Origin of the sequence: Legionella jordanis (assembly GCF_900637635.1) — a bacterium.
Lineage (GTDB): Bacteria > Pseudomonadota > Gammaproteobacteria > Legionellales > Legionellaceae > Tatlockia > Tatlockia jordanis.
The window spans coordinates 1,536,148-1,554,284 of sequence record NZ_LR134383.1; the positions used below are offsets into that span (position 1 = coordinate 1,536,148).

Here is an 18,137-nt window from a genome sequence, read left to right on the forward strand (position 1 = left end):
TCGACATGATAAAGTTCCGGCTTTTATTGTCAACCAAAAAATTTAATATGGTTAACGTCAACGACATTATTCAAAAAGATCTCAAACATTTTTGGCATCCCTGCACCCAAATGAAAGATTTTGAAATTTGTCCTCCTTTGGTCATTGAATCGGCTAAAGGCAGTTATCTTCATACGAACAAAGGACCGGTCATTGATGCCATTTCCAGTTGGTGGTGCAAATCTTTAGGTCATGGGCATCCTGCCATTCTCGAGGCAATCCAGTCACAACTTGGGCGATTTGAGCACGTAATTGGCGCCCATATAACGCATCCTTTGTTGATTGAGTTAGCAGAAAAACTTGCAAACATTAGCAACAATCAACATGTATTCTTTGCCAGTGATGGATCAAGTGCTGTAGAGATTGCAATTAAACTTGCTATGCATGCAGCTCAACTAAAGGGGCAAGGGCATCGCAAGCAATTCATTGCGTTGCAAGGAAGCTACCACGGAGAAACCTTGGCAACGCTTAGCGTCAGTGATCTGGGGCTCTATAAAAAACCTTACGACGGGTTTGGGGTTAGCTGCCATTTTCTTCACTCCCTTCCTTATGTCTGCAACACATCTGATCCCCTGTGGTCAAATTCTGAAACTTACTGGCCTTCTATTTTAGAGCAGCTTGAAGCCGTGAAAGAAAACTCATGCGCTATTCTGGTCGAACCTATCATTCAAGGTGCTGGGGGAATTCAATGTTATAGCGCCGATTTCTTAAAACGATTAGCCGCTTGGGCGAAAGAAAATGATTTGTTTCTAATTGCAGATGAAATCATGACTGGATTGGGGAGAACTGGCAAATGGCTTGCCTGCGATCATGCTGAAGTTCAGGCGGACTTAATTTGTTTATCAAAAGGATTAACCTCTGGCTCACTACCACTTAGTTGTGTATTGATTAAACATAACATTTACGAGTTGTTCTACGATGATTACGAAAAGGGCAACTCTTTTTTGCATTCACATACTTATAGTGGAAATGCTTTGGCTTTGAGCGCCGCGCTTGCAACCATAGAGGTAATGGAGCGTGAACAAATCAATGAACAGGCTGTAATTTTAGGGCGGCAAATGGAAGAAAATCTTAAGGAAATTGCCCAATTAACAGGACACTTAAGCAATGTACGCTCCATCGGTGCTGTGGCCGCCGCCGAACTGCCAAAAGACGGTTCCAGAAGGGTTGGATTCGAATTATATCAAGAAGCCCTAAAGCGTGGCGCCCTCTTAAGACCATTGGGGAGAACCTTATATTGGATGCCTCCACTCAATTGCGACAGACAGACTATTGAGAAATTAGCCGATATTACTCTAAACTCTATTAAAGCGCTTTATAGCCAATCAAGATGAAAAACAAACTCCAGGAGAGTTCGGCAACGGTACAGCAGGCACTGAATATTATTTGGATGCTGCTTACGGTCTTTTTTCTGCTAAATGCTTTATATTATCAGTGGATTCATTACAAGGAAGACACTCATCGTAAGTTGGAATCTATGGCTGATGAATCCCGCATCAAACTGGATAATTTAATTGAGAGCGTGCTTTCAACTGCATATTCCCTTCCACTTTCAGAGTTACACTCTTGCGAAAAGCTATTGCCCGTATTAAGAAATGCAATCTTTAGTAATCCCCAGATCTCAGGACTGGTTATCAGTAATTCCGATAATCAACCGATTTGCTCAACCTTAAATCAAACGAGTGGATTGCCTAAACCCTTTAGCAAGGGACCGGTATTGTTTGGGCCTGTAAAATTACCCTATCTGACTAATAAAGTTTTTTTACTACAGCAAAGGCTAGGCCAGAATTATATTGGCATATATCTCATTGGCCGCACGATTGAGCAAGCTTTCTCGTATACATCCCCTGAAGTGTTGGATGCTATCTTATACAACAAGAAAACTGGAAAAATCACTTTGCAGCGTGGCCAAAAAATTTTTTTTAAACTAAACGATTCCTCATTGCATTTGGCCGAGGCTCAATTGCAAAATTTGGATAATTTTAAAATAATTTTAGTGGGAAACTCCAAGCAATATAAAGATGCCCTGCTTTCCCATCTTCTTGTGGCGGGCTTGATCATTCTTTCCATTTCTATTTTTTTATATTTGCAGATCAAAAATATACTCAGTCAAAGATTTTCAATGTCTTATGCTTTAAAGACCGCACTTAAAAGTGATCGGTTCCATCCGGCCTACCAGCCGATTATGGATGCTTCGGAAAATCGCTTTTGCGCTGCCGAAGTATTGACCCGCTGGTTTACTGATGATGATGAAGTGTCCCCTGATGTTTTTATTGAGGAAGCGGAACAATCCGGTTTAATTGTTCCCATTACTTTAAAAGTGTTAAAAAAAGTGTTTAAAGAAACAAAGTCAATATTGGATCGCTATCCTTACTTTCATCTGGCTATAAATCTTTCTGCAAGCCATTTTCACGATAAACATTTTTTTGCCGATTTTTTTAAATTATGTGACGACTATCAAATTCAGCCCAGGCAAATTATGCTTGAGCTGACAGAAAGACAATTGCTGGATCAAGAAAATGCCGATTTAATGGCCAAGATGCATGAGTTGCGAGAAAAAGGTTATGCTCTAGCCATTGATGATTTTGGTACGGGACATGCTAGTATTAAATACCTTCAACACTTCCCATTTAATTTCTTGAAAATTGATAAAATTTTTATTCATGCCATAGGGACAGGAGCAATTACAGAAAGTTTAAGTCAGGCGATTATACACATGGCCAATTCTTTAAAACTTGAAATCATTGCTGAGGGAGTTGAGACTGAAGAGCAAGTTAATTTTTTAAAAAAATACCAGGTGAAATATATGCAAGGATGGTATTTTAGCAAAGCAGTACCCGTTGACCGTTTATATGAAATTATTACCGGGGTTGAACATGACTAATACAGGTCGAATATTCGCAATAACTGCATTATATTGGATAATATCCAACACATACGCAATCACTGTCGTTGAGTCCACCTATTGGAAATGCACCGTGTCGGATGCGGAAAATCGCCAATGGCCAGGCCAAGCCGATTATCAGGTTAGCGCTATTAATCGTGCTTTAGAAAACTGTAAACGGGAAAGTAAAGTCCCTAAAACTTGTAAAGCCGCAAAAGAAGCTTGCGAAATGATAGTAAATGGCGTCACAACTCGCCCAATGTGGCGTTGCCTCGCCCTTGATCAAGCTGCTGTACCCTGGTTTAGCAATATTTACGATCACGGTGATGACGCAGCCATGGCGGCTAAAGCCTATTGCCAGGCAAACAGTACTTTACCTGAAACTTGTTACGTGTATTTGTTCAACTGCCGCAATTTAAATATCCGGAATTTCTAATGTATTGCATTGGCTTAACTGGCAGCATTGCCAGTGGAAAATCCACGGTTGCCTCTTTTTTCAAAAGAAAGGGAGTTTCAGTGATTAGTGCCGATGAAATCTCCAGAGAAATAACAGCACCAGATGGTATTGCCTTGGCCATGATTGTACGTCATTTTGGGGAGTCAATTATTACGGCCAATGGAGAGCTAAATCGAACAGCACTCAGGCACATAATTTTTCAAAACCCAAATGAACGATTATGGTTGGAGCATTTGTTACATCCACTGATTAGACGACGCATCATGGAAGAGGTTAAGCGCAGTAACTCTCCTTATAATATGATTGAAATTCCTCTTTTAAAAGATCGGGATTTATACCCATACTTAAATCGGATTTTACTGATTACGGCGGATAAAGAGCAGCAAATTAAACGCGTTATGGCCCGGGATCAATGTTCGCGTCAACAAGCTGAAGCTATTTTGGCGGCGCAACCACCTGATCATGCACGCGAACGAATTGCTGATGACATTATTATTAACCATGGCTCAAAGCAGGAATTAGAATTAAAAATTGATAATCTGCATCAACAGTATTTACAATTTGCCAAACAGATTGATATGTAAGTTTTTAATTTTATGAGATTTTTGGAGTTATTAATCTTTATGGTACAATTTGCATAAAACGAGCTAAGGACAGCATTTTTCTTATGTTTGACGACACCATCACTTTTCAGTTACCTACTCACTACCTGCCCAAAATTGCATTAAGGCTTGAGTATTTGTATCAAACCATCGAACAAGCCTGCAGAGAAAATCATCCGGTCGTCCATCATTATGCCTTAAAGAACATCATTGAAATTATTAAGTTAATTGAAAAGCCTGAACTTAAAAGTCGTCTCCTAAAAGAGCTGATGCGTATCGAGCATAGCCTAAATAAATCCAATGCTGCTGTCCCAAGTCATTTATATAATGATTTGCACAGTCAAATTTTAGTGTTAACTCATGTGGTTGGACGTTTTGGCGGGAACATACACAATAACCCATTTTTGCAATCGATAAGGCTTTCTTTGGCAACCCTTAATCATGATTGCGAAATGTATGCTCCGCAACTTCTACTCTGGCTTGAATCTGAACCTGCTTTAAGACAAAAGGATTTGTCCACGTGGCTGGATAACTTAAAAGCTCTATCATCTGCAGTCAGTCTGTACTTAAGTTTGCTTCGTCAAACAGCAGAATTCGATGAAATAGACATGTACAATGGTTTTTATCAACGCTCCTTACCGCCTAAAACTTCATGTCATCTCATTCTGCTAAGGATTGAGAAATCTTTTGGTATTGTCCCCCGCATGCAATTAGGACACCATGGTTTAAGTTTACGATTATGCGAAATTGCTACCATGCAAGAGGTCCGAGAGACCAACGCCAAGTTGGACTTAGCGCTCTGTCAACTTTGACTCCTATTACACTTTAGGAGTAAATTGAGCCAGGTCATAAATGCCTAATGCTTTCTCTATTGAAGCCACCTGAAATAGTATATTTTCAAATCCTTTCTCACCAAAACGTTTATGTTCTTCATCTTCGAATTGTTCTCCCAACTCTTGATATTGGGCCTCAGACAGGATTCGATGAAGAGCAGGGAAAAGAACCGTATCCTCCCTGGCAGCATGAGGCTCATACATTGTTATGAATTCCTGCATAGCGGAGGCAAGCTGCCGTTCATGGTTTGAATACGTTGGCTTAGAGCTGCTAAGTTCAATAATACGCTTTGTTAAAGTTCTTCCAGCTGTGTGTTGCTGCTTTAAAATCCCCACCAAATTAGTCAACTGCCCTGCTTTTTCAAAACGAGGAAAAAGGAAGTGCTCTTCCAGCTCCTCATGATAGCCTTCAATGAACTCTCGAATGATGCTGGCGGCCTCATGGATTGAAGCAGGATTTAGTTCTTTCTTTTGATCAATTCTTAAAATCCCTTCACGATAAATTAAAAGAATACGGCGCAAAACCCCATGTTCTCTCATTAAATCTTCATTTGGAGAAATGTCTTCCTTTTGTTCAAAATGTTTTAAGGGATTGGCAATAAGTGTTGTACTGGCTAAAACAGTACCGCTTATAAGCATAGCTGTTTGTTTAATAAAGTTTCGACGATTTAGAAAATCAGACATACATTCCTCCATGAATACCGGTTTATTTGCCAATCCTTGGGCATACTGGTCGCTGTGAATAAAAGAATTATCCTCTTTCTGTTGTAGTTCTGCAATTAAGGATTTTGTCAATTAGACTTAGAGGTTTATTGAGCACTTAACACACAGACAATAAACGGAGCGATAAACGGTATGAACTAATGGTAGTTATCGGTTATACTAAAGCAGTTTTAGAAGAAATAAAAATGCAATCCTTACATCCGTTGGGCTATAATTCGTTGTTATTGCCGAACTTAAAAATAAAAATGAATTGATCCACCCTACTCTTATGTGATTGTTGCTCCTGAGTCTTTATCATCCTAGCCTTCTAAAGGAGTAAAATTTTAATTTCTGATGTAATGAAGTTACGATTAATCCAGATGCAACAGGCAAGTTAGCAATTGCAAATCTGCTTTAGAAAATCTATTAGCAAAAAATTGACTCAGAAAATCATCCTTATAGAATCAAAATGATTTAATATCTTTATGTATGCTTGTGGAAAAGAATAAGATTAGATAAACGCTAATCTCAATGGGCAGGCTTGTTTGGCCTGTTCCGTTTATTTTCAAGAGCCCTTGTTCGAGGTGACCCCGGTGTCTGTAAAAAATTATGGTGCCTTCTACGCAACCCTTTCTGGGCTTTTTTTTGGCCTAATTGGTTACTTTGGCGTTAGTATTATGAATGCCCATGTTTCTGTAAATAACATGTTGTTCTGGCGTTTTTTGGTCTCTGGACTCTTTATCATTCTTCTTTTGACTCCAAATTTAAAAAGTTTACAGATTGGCATTAAAGAAATAGGTAAAATCAGTTTCTATGGAGCAGCATTTTATGGCACCTGCTCCATACTTTATTTTTTAGCCACAGAATACATTGGTTCGGGCTTGGCGATGGTTATTTTCTTTACCTATCCCAGTATCGTCTTATTGATTAACTTTGCTTTCTTCAAACAAACGATTAGCAAAATTTATTATCTTTCTTTAACAATTATTTTTTCAGGTATGTTGCTCATGATCAATGGCAGCAAAGTGCATTTTGATTTAATTGGTGTGGGCTTAAGCCTTTTGTCGGCAATTCTTTACGCCATGTATCTAATCGTCAGTAAAAATTGTAAAGCTCCTGCTTTGGTTTCGACTTTGTTTGTATCTTTAGGTGCGATGTTGGTATCCTTGTTTGCTGCGTTATGGGAGAACTCTTTTTTCCTGCCACTGAATGTAGACGTTTGGTTTAATATTTGTGGTATTGGTGTTGTTTGCACTGCCTTACCTATTGTTTTTCTTCTTGAAGGTTTAAAGCATATTAGTTCTCTACAAGCATCTATATTATCGGTTCTTGAGCCAGTGTTTGTGGTAATTTTTGGCATCCTGCTTTTGGGTGAGAAAATCAATATAACCCAAGCTTCTGGAGTTGTTATCCTTCTTGCAGGAGCTTTGCTCTCATTGTTGAGCAACCGCTTTGAGAGGTAACTACAATTTGACTTTTCCAAAAATGGCTAAGCCTTGTGTGTTAAACCAATACTTATCTTCTCCAAGAAAATGATTTTTCAGCCCTGGAATGCTTTGGATATCTGGATGGCCAGTTGTGACGAAATAACTTTGTCCACCCAGATAAAATTCTTTAGTTCTTTGTGAAGGAGTAACTAAAATATGTCCATTTGGCACCAGTTCCAATAATTGCTGAATAAATCGAACAACATCTTTTTCTTTTTCAATGCCATTATTCACAGCTAATAGATAGGGAACGTAGGCTGTATCAAAAGTTAGGCATTTATCGCTTTTGAGCAACTGTTTAATTTCTTTAGCGTAAAATATTATGTATTTTTGTAACTCAAACTGATCATTGACTTTGGACAAAACGGCAGCTCGTACCAATTGCAGAAGATAAACAATGTAAATTCGCCTCAAAGCCTTAGGCCTTATGAACCAAAAGAGAATAGTACGTAGCTTAATTTTGGGTAAAATAATGAGTGGAGGATACCATTTGGTCAGTGCAGTGAGTAACTCACCAATTGTTGGATAGTTTTTTCCTTTAATACACTCTCGATAGTGGTAATATTTCTTAAACGCTTTAATCCAGGCAATTGTCACTGGGTCTTTGTCGCATACAGTAACTGATTTTGCTCCAGCTTCGGCAAACAGGAAAGCAGTGTTTCCATAACCAGGTACCAATAACACATCTTTTTCTTTTATGTCTTTGCCAATATTATATCGATCCTCGCGAGCGCCTGATAAAACGGAAGCCAAAAATCGTTCAGCACCCATCGGATATATCAGAGCCTCTTCATTGTCTGTGAGTCTCGTAATTCGCTGCTCTATGATCCATTGTTCTTCTTGCTTGCTCAGCCTGATTTCACTCATAATTTCCCTATGGGATAAGCAGATCCGCAATCATTTAAGAATAGCTTCAGAATAAAAAAATGGTGACAACTTATTTATCTAGTAGATTAATAATCTTGTGGTTGGCTTCGGGAAACTGGTAATTAATTAATTCACTCACTGCTACCCAGCGAAGATCCAGTTGTGATTCACGGCATTCAGCCTCACCATTAAAACCATCGATGGTAAAAACTAGCAGATGAACGGTTTTAGCTCCATATTGATGAGTTATCTCAGTGAGAAAAGAAGAGCTGGTGATTTCAAGCCCCACCTCTTCTTCCACTTCCCGTTGCAATGCCATTGCAGGTTCTTCATTAAGCTCCAGTTTTCCTCCTGGAAATTCCCAAAAACCCCCATGTGCAGTTTGTAAAGGGCGACGAGTAATTAGTACTTTGCCCTCTTCATTAAAAATGACCGCTACCGCTACTTTCAAACCAAACTTCCGTGACAAACTTTATATTTTTTGCCGGAACCGCAAGGACAGGGATCATTTCGGCCAATTTTTCTTTCGGTTCTGCGGAATGTTGTATCTCCCCGCTGCTCAGTGTCAGACTCAAATTCATCTTGATGGAGGAATTGCATCTTTTGGGCTTGCTCTGCGCGTCTTTGCTCTTCGACCGCATCCACGTCTTCGGCAGTTTGAACCTCTACTGAAGACAATAATCGGATGATGTCATATTTCAGACTATCAAGCATCATGGAAAACAGGCTAAATGCTTCCCGTTTGTACTCCTGTTTTGGATCTTTTTGAGCATAACCCCGCAAATGAATCCCTTGACGCAAATGATCCATCGCAGCCAAATGTTCACGCCAGTGATTATCCAGCGTTTGTAAAATAACTGATTTTTCAAAATTTGCGAGAACTTCCCGACCAGTGATTTGTTCTTTCTCCTGATAACGATCTACGCAAAGTTGATAAATTTGTTCTCTGATTTGCTCAGGCTGCAGGCTGTGATCTTTTTCAATCCACTCACTCACGTTGGCTTTAATTTTAAAGTCTTCTGATAATGCTTGAGTAAGTCCTGGTAAATCCCATTGATCTTCCAGACTTTGTGGTGGGATAAAGCTATCGACCAGACTGAAAATAACATCCTGCCTCATTCCGTCGACAACTTCTTTTGGATCTTTCGTCGCCATGAGAGCAGCACGCTGGCTGTAAATTACCTTCCGCTGTTCATTGGCAACATTATCATAATCCAGTAGTTGCTTACGAACATCAAAATGATGCCCTTCCAACTTGCGCTGTGCGTTCTCAATCGCTTTGGTAACCAGGCTGTGTTCAATAGGTTCACCCGGCTTCATACCCAATCGGCGCATCATCGAGGCAACGCGCTCGGAAGCAAAAATGCGCATGAGGTTATCGTCTAGGGACAAATAGAACCGGCTGCTCCCTGGATCCCCTTGACGACCCGCACGGCCCCTTAACTGATTGTCAATACGACGGGATTCATGTCGTTCTGAGCCAATGATGCGCAAGCCACCAGCTTGTATAACTTGTTCATGGCGTTTTTGCCAATCGGTCTTAATTGCTTCCCGTTCAGCAGCGGTGGAGGTTTCAGGCAATTGGGCAAGCTCAGCAGAAAGACTTCCCCCTAAAACAATATCCGTTCCACGGCCAGCCATGTTTGTAGCAATAGTAACCGTTCCAGGCCGACCTGCTTCAGCGACAATTTGAGCTTCTTTTTCGTGGAATTTGGCGTTTAGCACTTGGTGTTTAACGCCAGCCTTTTTTAGCAGATGGCTGAGCAATTCAGAAGCTTCAATGGAGGCCGTTCCAACCAGCACAGGTTGTTTGCGAGCCACGCAATCTTTAACGTCTTCGATGATGGCTTGGTATTTGTCTTGTTGGCTGAGATAAACCAAATCAGCTTGATCTTCCCGGCGCATGGGTTTATTGGTAGGGATAACCACTACTTCAAGGTTATAAATTTGTTGGAACTCGTAAGCTTCAGTATCAGCTGTACCTGTCATACCCGACAGCTTGTTATAAATTCTGAAGTAATTTTGGAAAGTAATGGAGGCTAAAGTTTGGTTTTCATGTTGAATGGCTACGTTTTCCTTGGCTTCAACGGCTTGGTGCAAACCTTCAGACCAACGTCTCCCCTGCATGGTACGACCGGTGTGTTCGTCAACGATGACCACCTGATTGTCTTTTACAATGTAATCTACATCGCGGTGAAACATGGCATGAGCGCGCAGGGCTGCATTCACATGATGCATCAAAATAATATTGCTGGCATGGTATAAACTTTCGCCTTCGTCCAACAAATTATTTTGGGTAAGCAGTTCTTCGATAAATTGATGCCCTTCTTCCGTTAGATGAGCCTGCTTTTGTTTTTCATCAATTGTGTAATGGCCACCATCACCTTCCTCTTCCTGCTTTCTGAGGCGTGGAATTAATTCATTCACTTTTTTATAAAGTTCTGAGCTGCCCTCTGCTGCGCCTGAGATAATAAGAGGCGTTCTCGCTTCGTCAATTAAAATGGAGTCTACTTCGTCAACGATGGCAAAATTTAATTCACGCTGAACCTTGTCCTCAAGACTAAAGGCCATATTGTCGCGCAAGTAATCAAAACCAAATTCATTATTGGTTCCATAGACGATGTCAGCTCGATAGGCAGCTTGCTTTTCAGGATGAGGCATGTCCGGATAAATAACCCCAACACTTAGACCTAAAAATTCATAGATGGGCTTCATCCATTGGCTGTCGCGTTTAGCCAAGTAGTCATTTACCGTAACAATATGAACTCCGCGGCCGGTTAACGCATTCAAATAAGCAGGAAGTGTCGCCACCAGCGTTTTACCTTCCCCGGTGCGCATCTCGGCAATGTTGCCTTCGTGGAGAACCATACCACCAATTAATTGCACATCAAAATGCCTTAAGCCTAAAGTGCGAACTGCCACCTCACGGACTGCCGCAAAGGCTTCCGCCAGAAGTTCGTTTAGAGTTTCCCCTTCAGCCAAACGTGATTTAAACTCGGCCGTTTTACCCGCTAGCTCTTCATTGGACAGTGCTTGCATATGGGGTTCAAATGCATTAATCGCCTGCACTGTTTTTTCCATGCGTCGTAAGGTTCGCTCATTACGACTTCCAAACATTTTCTTCATCAGGGTATTTAACATAGCCTTGATAATCCTCTAGACAATTCCAGCTTCAAAACTGCTTAATTTACTAGAAATTTGCTGAAAATACCATGCAAAGCGACGGAAATAACTCAGTGGAATCCTGAATAAGCAAGACAATGGAAGGTTTTGCTGAATTTTTATCCTAAACAGCCAAATTTCTCATCATAAAGCCTCATTTTCTCAACCTGAGACATGTTTCTAGTAATCACAAATCTTAATAACTGTATTATAGTTCTGTTAATTTGATAAATCCCCAAATGGGGGCAGGAAATTAATTTTCAAGCCATTTCCGTAGGTAATTGCTGTTCAACCTCAGCTAACCTGTCTAAAGCTTCATACAAAGAGGTGAGTTGCTTGCATTGTTGAGCCTTTAAAAGCATTTCTTTCCAATATTTGGCCCCAGCCAGTCCATGGGCAAAATTAAAAAGGGGTTTAAGCAAAATACTTAAAGGTATACCCTCTGAAAATTTCTTTTCCAGGTAGTTTAAATAGGTCTTAAAAATCTCATAACGTGAAGCAACCGGGGTTTCTGGATAAAAATACTGATGGATGTGGGCTAAAGCATAAGGATTTTGGCAAGCCAAGCGCCCCAGCATGACTCCATCTACCTCAGGCATATGCTGTTTGATTTCATCCAAATTGCCAATATTTCCATTGATGACAATGGGCAAGTTTGGGAATTCCCGTTTAATTTGATAAACGTAATCATAGTGTAAAGGTGGGATGCTGCGGTTTTGCTTTGGGTTTAAACCAGTCAGCCAGGCCTTTCGGGCGTGCACGATTAATTTATCGCAGCCTGCGTTGATTAACTCCTTTGCGAAAGCTGCAAAATAATCATAACTGTCCTGATGATCAATTCCAATCCTGGTCTTTGCAGTAACAGGAATGCTAACTGCCGATTTCAAGGCTTTAATGCAAGCCGCAACTCGTCCAGGTTCCGCCATCAAACAGGCCCCAAAGCGACCTGCCAATACGCGGTCACTGGGGCAACCCAAATTGAGGTTAATCTCATCAAAACCAAGCTCTTGAGCAAGCCTTGCAGCGGCTACCAATTTTTCTTCATCGGCACCACCTAATTGCAACGCGAGAGGATGTTCGCATGGATCAAAGCCTAGAGCCCGGTCAGGGTTATTAAGCACTGCTCCAGTGGTTTGCATGTCGGTGTATAACAAAGCCGATGGGGCAATAAGACGCATAAACACACGAAAATGCGTGTTCGTCCAGTCAACCATAGGTGCAATGGCTAAAGGTGAAAACAGGGCTGGGAATGACAAATCAATGCTGCTTTACTAATCAGTTAGTTTCAAATTATACAATTAAAATGATCAGCTGAAAACCTTAAGACATGCATCATAGGTTATGATAAATAGCAATGTGGGGCTGAGTCCAAGCGGCATTCATTCATTTAAGTATAGGTTTTAGATTATTTTTAATGATGAAGAAAAATAATTAGTAAAAGCATTCGAATGATTTTCTTTTAGAGTGCAGCCATGCAGTCGATGTGCCATTTAAGCCCATGACTTGTAAGGGTTTTAACTGCCTAAGACAAGGCCCATTCCGGATAACTCCCAATGTCACTTTTCTTTCAGCTACCTTGTAGTTACCATCCCCTCAGGCTATACCTATAAGAATGTTATAAGGATCTTTTATGCCAGAAAAGAAACTTAGCCGTCAGAAAAAATCTTCGGTCAGAGTCCCTCTTTTATCCCACACCAACAAAAGCGTGCTGTTAAGCATCATCAAATCCTTACCCGGCAGTGTGTACTGGAAAGACAAAGATGGTAAATATTTAGGCTGCAATGAGGTTATGCTGCAAATGGCAGGCCTATCTTCTGTCATTGGAAAAACTGATTTTGACATGCCTTGGGCGGATTCCGCTGCCTCTTTGCAGGAAAATGACCGAAAAGTCATGGAACTAAATATCCCTTTGGAAGTAGAAGAAACCGCGACACTTGCCTCAGGTGAAAAAGTCGTTGTGCTGACGAGAAAAGCCCCCCTTCACAATGAAGTTGGTGAAGTAATTGGCATTATCGGCATCTCACTCAACATTACTCAACGAAAGGAAGAAGAATCCTTCCTACGCTCAAGCCAAGAACAAATGCAATCCACCTTGGAAAACATCGTGGCCAACATGCCGGGACATGTGTTTTGGAAAGATAAAAATGGAGTGTATTTAGGGTGCAACAATCGTCAAGCTCAAAGCTTAGGTTTCCGTTTTGGCTATGAAATTGTTGGCAAAACCGATTTTGATTTACCTTGGGGAAACAACAAAGCGGAACTGTTTCGAAGACATGACAAGCTGATTATGGAAACAGGAACCACACAGATTATTGAGGAAAAAGCCCAAGTGGATGGCAAAGACGCGACGGTTCTCAGTCATAAATCCCCCATGCGAAACAAAGAAGGTGAAATTACAGGCGTACTGGGCATCTCTATTGACATCAGCGATCGCAAAAAAATTGAAACTGAGCTCTATTATGCAAAAGAGCAGGCTGAAGCCGCAAGCCGTGCCAAAACTGAGTTTCTGGAAAACATGCGTCATGACATCAGAACACCGCTGACAGGAATCGTTGGGTTTTCTGAAATCATTAAATCGGAAGCCATTAACCCTCTTGTCAAAGAATACGCAGACAATCTCATCGCCTCAAGCCATGCTTTGTTGGATTTAATGGATCAAATCCTTGAAGCGATACGTGTAAGTTCAGGCGAAATCCCAAAGGTTAAGAAAAAATTCGTTTTAAAAAACCTTGTACAGCAAGCCATTGATTTAAATATGGCCAAAGCAGCGTCAAAACAACTTAACTTAACGCTCGAATACAATGATGAAATACCTAAATATCTCATAGGAGATAATGTAAGAATCCATCGTATTCTCCTTGAACTACTCAGCAATGCATTAAATTTCACAGATTCTGGATTCGTGAATCTAAAAGTCCAGCTCGCAAATCGGCATCATCGAGAAATCGTATTAAAATTGGTCGTTGAAGACAGTGGTATGGGGATTCCTAAAGACAAACAGGAAGAAATATTTCTCCACTTTAAACGCTTAACTCCATCCTATAAAGGAATATACAGAGGCGCAGGACTCGGGCTTTCCGTTATTAAACAATTTGTCGACGACATGGATGGAGAAATTTATGTGGACAGTGAGTTGCGCAAAGGAAGCACATTTACTTGTGTTATTCCTTTAAAAGTTTCTCTTCTTGAAGACGACACAGGGCTTTCCAAAACCCAGGAATTGGAACTCATTTCCTCATCCAATTTACCCAAAAACTCCACCCCTAACCCTGATAAAGTCGATAAACAAACTCATGTATTGGTCGTTGAAGACAATGCAATTGCTCAAAAGGTTGCCAAAGTCATATTATCTCAATTGCAGTGTCAAGTTGATGCCGCCGTCACTGGCCAAGAAGCACTAAGTCTGTGTAGTAAACACGAATACGATTTTATATTTATGGATATTGGACTCCCTGATCTTGATGGTTATCAAATCACTCGTCACATTCGTGCTCAAGAATTCACTAAAAACCACCACACTCCAATCATTGCACTTACAGCGCATGTCGGTGAAGAAGATAAGAAACGATGCATTTCATCCGGAATGAATGCGGTGTTGACTAAGCCCTTAACCCAAAAAAGCTGCAGTGAAATTGTGCACTCTTTTGCACCAAAGCAACAGGAATTGGGGAAATACATTTTGGCCTCCGACTTACCTCAAAGTGAGAAAGAACTATTTGAGTTAAGCTCATTTCCAATGCTAGACATTCAGGAAGGGATTAAAACCACTGGCTCAGAAGCCATGCTGGTAGAAATGTTGCAGTTTACGATAAGCTCTTTGCCGGATGATTTAACCCTCCTGAAACAGAACCATCAAGAGCAAGATTGGAAAAAAACGCAACAAATAGCGCACAAAATCAAAGGTGGTGTCGTCTATGTAGGAGCAATCCGACTAAAAATGGCTTGCCAATACCTGGAGCGCTACTGGAAAACAGGAGGCCGTGATTTATTGGAGCAGCTTTACGAACAACTACTCCAAATCGCAAACGAGACTATTGTAGAAGTTGAACAATGGATAGAAAGGCAGCCATCCACTTGATCACTCATTAATTTTCAATGGATGTCTGAACAACAGCTTCTTCTTTGATCTGAAATTCAGGATTAGCTTTAGCAGGGTACTTTTTAAAACGAAGTGCAACCGGCCTTAATAAAGTAGGATGAAGGGGTTTGATTAAGTATTCATAAGTAGCGCCCATGGCTTTATTTCGACCGCTGGGATATACCTCAAAATCATAACCCTTTTGCGTCCATAAACACATGACTGCACATTCTTCAATCAAATAATCCAGACAAAGCCTGAATGCCCGCTGTTGATCGATGTCTTCTTGGTTGTATCGACTTAAATATCGAGTTAAAAATTCCTCAATATTGGCATGGATTGCTTTCTGGTAAGCCTGATTCGTTTCGTACTCATTTTGCACACGCAAATGGCTGTTAATGTAATCAGTACTATTGTACCAATCGTCCCATCGCATGATATCTACTGGAATTGACAATTGGTTGATAGCCATCTCATTTCGCTTCAACCAATGATCCCCCTCCTCCACCGCTAATTGGTACAATTCATCGGGAGAAGCATCATTCATAATACCAATGGTATGTCGTTGAACGCTATCATCAACGAGAATGGTGCACTGTTTGAATGAGGAGTTTATGAGTTTAATAACCGCTTCAAATTTGGCTCCCTCATGAATGGCCTGTCCAACACTAATTGGCATTAAGCAGGAGGATTGAGGGAATAATTTCCTTTCTTCAGGTGGATTTTCTCTAAAAGAAGCCTTAACAATTCGGTTATCAACTAAACTCATCCTTTAACCTCCATACGAATTATTTACGACCATTTAATCTATGCAACAGTCGCTAGAGGTCATATTCTATACCATTTGACTTATTAATGTCCAGTTAATCTCTCATTCTATTAAGAAATTCGCCTTTAGCATTAAGCTCATCAACCGCGGGGCCAGCTTTGGCAGCAAGCAATAAAGAGTTATTTATTAGAAAATTAGCTATCTGAGCATCGTTTAAACTTGTTTACATATTCTATCGTTTTTCAACGGATTGGCCGGAAAATGCGAATACAATGTTTATTGAAAATTTAAGTAGGGAAAAATTATTTACTACTAAAATATCTATTTAATTAAAATGAGCTCTTGTCATTGCAAAAATTATAAAAGAACGTTTCTTTAACATCACCGACATCATTTCTAAGGGTAACAGAGATAAATTCGGCGATTGAGTGTGTTGCACAATTTATGGCCTGGATAAACATCAATCTATATGTCACGATTTATTCATCCAGGCATTGAAATGGGTAAATTTACCTAAACCCTAGGCTGAAATAAGTTGCAAATTTTCAATAACCAACTGCAGGCGACTTCTCCCTTGATAGACATTCACATCCAGCTTATAAGCAGCATGAATTTGTTTGGCTCGATAGTTGGGCCATTGATTTAAATCAATATTAAAAGCAATGGCTTCGAAACTGCCTCCCTCAGGATGGGCCAAAGTTAATTTAAGATGATTTTGCCCAACCAGACGCTGATCAAGAATTTCAAAGATGTTATCAAAGCAAGGCTCGGGAAATTGCTGTCCCCATGGACCTGCTTGTTGCAACAGCACTGCAGTTTCGATGCTTAGTTCATTAATGGTGAGTGAGCCATCTGTCCAAAGTTCAGCTTCATATTGGGCAGGATCAATATGCTTTTCCACTTCCCTTATAAACATTTGCTGAAAGGGTTTAAAATTTTGGGGAATTAAACTGAGACCGGCCGCCATGGCATGGCCGCCGAATTTGGTTATTAATCCGGGATTATCCTTATCTACAGCAGCTAACACGTCGCGAATGTTTAGACCGGCTACAGAGCGGGCCGATCCTTTTAGCTCAGAATCGCTAACTTGTGCAAAAGCAATAACGGGTCGATGATATCTCTCTTTTAAACGCCCCGCTAAAATGCCGATAACCCCTTGGTGCCAGTTTGGATCCATAAGGCAAAGTGCGGCTGGCAAGTGATTGCTGTGCTCTATTTTTTTGCTTAATTGGTCTACGGCAATCATAGCCTGCTCTTTCATTTCTGCTTCAATAAGGCGTCGCTCCTGATTAAGCTCATCAAGATGCGCAGCAAGCACTTTGGCCTTCTCCAAATTCTCACTAAGGAGACAATCGATTCCCAGAGACATATCGTCCAGCCGCCCTGCAGCATTCAGTCGTGGAGCGATCGCAAACCCCAAATCAGTTTCCCGTAAGCGCGCACAGTCCCTGCCGGCAATTTCTATCAAGGCCCGAATTCCAGGACGACATAAGCCCTGACGTATACGAGCTAAGCCCTGATTAACCATTATGCGATTATTTTGATCCAGAGGCACCACATCGGCAACCGTACCTAAGGCTACTAAATCAAGAAACTGTGCCATATTAGGTTCAGCCAGACCTTGTTCACTAAACCAGCCGCTTTGTGCAAGCTGACGCCTTAAGGCCAGCATCACGTAAAAAATAACCCCCACACCGGCAATAGACTTGCTTGGAAAAGGGTCGCCTGCCTGGTTTGGATTTACGATGGCACAGGCCTTAGGCAGGATTTCTGCAGGTAAATGGTGATCCGTGACCAGTACATCAATGCCATGGGCATTGGCCGCATCCACTCCCTCAATACTGGCAATACCATTATCCACAGTGATGATGAGATTAGGTTGCCATTTTTTTGCCACTTCGATAATGGCTGGGGTTAAACCATAACCAAAATCAAAACGGTTTGGGACTAAAAATTCAACGTTTGTTGCACCCATTAAGCGCAAAGCAGAAACAGCGAGGGTTGTCGAGGTTGCTCCATCTGCATCAAAATCACCGACAATCAGGATTTTCTCTTGTTCTCTCAATGCTTTTTCAAGGCGAGAAGCCGCTTTCCCAATATCCATTAAATCTTTAAAAGGCAACAAAGCTTGAAGATTTTTATCGAGCTGGGCCTCATGAGTAATTCCGCGCGAGGCAAAAATCCGTTGTAAAAATTCAGGGTAACTGGACAATGACGCCAAGGGTGCGGGTACCTGTCGTTGTTTGATACGCATTTA

14 protein-coding genes are annotated in these 18,137 nt (G+C 40.9%); 7 read left to right on the top strand and 7 right to left on the bottom strand.

The features are described 5' to 3' along the window. Positions 1-5 precede the first annotated feature (5 nt). From bioA to zapD, 5 genes are all read left to right on the top strand, one after another. Complete coding sequence (bioA, locus tag EL203_RS06855) at positions 6-1,373, top strand: adenosylmethionine--8-amino-7-oxononanoate transaminase (RefSeq protein WP_082647163.1); 1,368 nt, start codon at positions 6-8, stop codon at positions 1,371-1,373. After that, complete coding sequence (locus EL203_RS06860; protein WP_058471020.1) at positions 1,370-2,923, top strand: EAL domain-containing protein; 1,554 nt, start codon at positions 1,370-1,372, stop codon at positions 2,921-2,923. Before bioA ends, EL203_RS06860 begins: the two co-directional genes overlap by 4 nt. A gap of 94 nt (positions 2,924-3,017) precedes the next feature. Beyond that, positions 3,018-3,359 carry a hypothetical protein gene (locus EL203_RS06865; protein WP_058471019.1) on the top strand — a complete coding sequence of 114 codons (342 nt, stop codon included), beginning with the start codon at positions 3,018-3,020 and terminating at the stop codon, positions 3,357-3,359. Then, a complete protein-coding gene (gene coaE, locus EL203_RS06870) occupies positions 3,359-3,964 on the top strand; it encodes a dephospho-CoA kinase (protein WP_058471018.1) in 606 nt (201 codons plus the stop codon). The genes EL203_RS06865 and coaE overlap by 1 nt, the downstream gene beginning before the upstream one ends. 83 nt (positions 3,965-4,047) lie before the next feature. Further along, positions 4,048-4,794, top strand: a complete 747-nt coding sequence (zapD, locus tag EL203_RS06875; RefSeq protein WP_058471017.1) for a cell division protein ZapD — start codon at positions 4,048-4,050, stop codon at positions 4,792-4,794. A 6-nt stretch (positions 4,795-4,800) separates the two neighbouring features. Here the strand turns inward: zapD and EL203_RS06880 are convergent, their stop codons facing one another. Next, complete coding sequence (locus EL203_RS06880; protein WP_058471016.1) at positions 4,801-5,499, bottom strand: hemerythrin domain-containing protein; 699 nt, start codon at positions 5,497-5,499, stop codon at positions 4,801-4,803. A gap of 611 nt (positions 5,500-6,110) precedes the next feature. Between EL203_RS06880 and EL203_RS06885 the strand changes: the two genes are divergently transcribed. Continuing rightward, positions 6,111-6,980 carry a DMT family transporter gene (locus EL203_RS06885; RefSeq protein ID WP_058471015.1) on the top strand — a complete coding sequence of 290 codons (870 nt, stop codon included), beginning with the start codon at positions 6,111-6,113 and terminating at the stop codon, positions 6,978-6,980. Here the strand turns inward: EL203_RS06885 and EL203_RS06890 are convergent, their stop codons facing one another. The 4 genes from EL203_RS06890 to dusA form a co-directional block, all read right to left on the bottom strand. Further along, on the bottom strand, positions 6,981-7,871 hold the full coding sequence (locus tag EL203_RS06890; protein ID WP_058471014.1) for a hypothetical protein: 891 nt from the start codon (positions 7,869-7,871) through the stop codon (positions 6,981-6,983). A gap of 70 nt (positions 7,872-7,941) precedes the next feature. Then, on the bottom strand, positions 7,942-8,322 hold the full coding sequence (gene mutT / locus EL203_RS06895) for an 8-oxo-dGTP diphosphatase MutT (RefSeq protein WP_058471013.1): 381 nt from the start codon (positions 8,320-8,322) through the stop codon (positions 7,942-7,944). After that, positions 8,319-11,012 (bottom strand): preprotein translocase subunit SecA, encoded by a 2,694-nt coding sequence (gene secA, locus EL203_RS06900; RefSeq protein ID WP_058471012.1) that lies wholly within the window; start codon positions 11,010-11,012, stop codon positions 8,319-8,321. The genes mutT and secA overlap by 4 nt, the downstream gene beginning before the upstream one ends. Before the next feature lie 281 nt (positions 11,013-11,293). Beyond that, positions 11,294-12,247, bottom strand: coding sequence for a tRNA dihydrouridine(20/20a) synthase DusA (gene dusA / locus EL203_RS06905; RefSeq protein WP_058472207.1), 954 nt, complete (start codon positions 12,245-12,247; stop codon positions 11,294-11,296). A 416-nt stretch (positions 12,248-12,663) separates the two neighbouring features. On the opposite strand from dusA, the gene EL203_RS06910 reads away from it, so the two are divergent. Further along, positions 12,664-15,111, top strand: coding sequence for a PAS domain-containing sensor histidine kinase (locus EL203_RS06910; RefSeq protein ID WP_058471011.1), 2,448 nt, complete (start codon positions 12,664-12,666; stop codon positions 15,109-15,111). 7 nt (positions 15,112-15,118) lie between these two features. Here EL203_RS06910 and EL203_RS06915 read toward each other — a convergent pair whose 3' ends face one another. Both EL203_RS06915 and recJ read right to left on the bottom strand, forming a co-directional pair. Continuing rightward, the gene (locus EL203_RS06915; protein ID WP_058471010.1) at positions 15,119-15,880 is read right to left on the bottom strand and encodes a hypothetical protein; all 762 of its coding nucleotides are present in this window, start codon (positions 15,878-15,880) and stop codon (positions 15,119-15,121) included. Between the two features lie 520 nt (positions 15,881-16,400). Further along, on the bottom strand, positions 16,401-18,134 hold the full coding sequence (recJ, locus tag EL203_RS06920) for a single-stranded-DNA-specific exonuclease RecJ (RefSeq protein ID WP_058471009.1): 1,734 nt from the start codon (positions 18,132-18,134) through the stop codon (positions 16,401-16,403). Positions 18,135-18,137 lie beyond the last annotated feature (3 nt).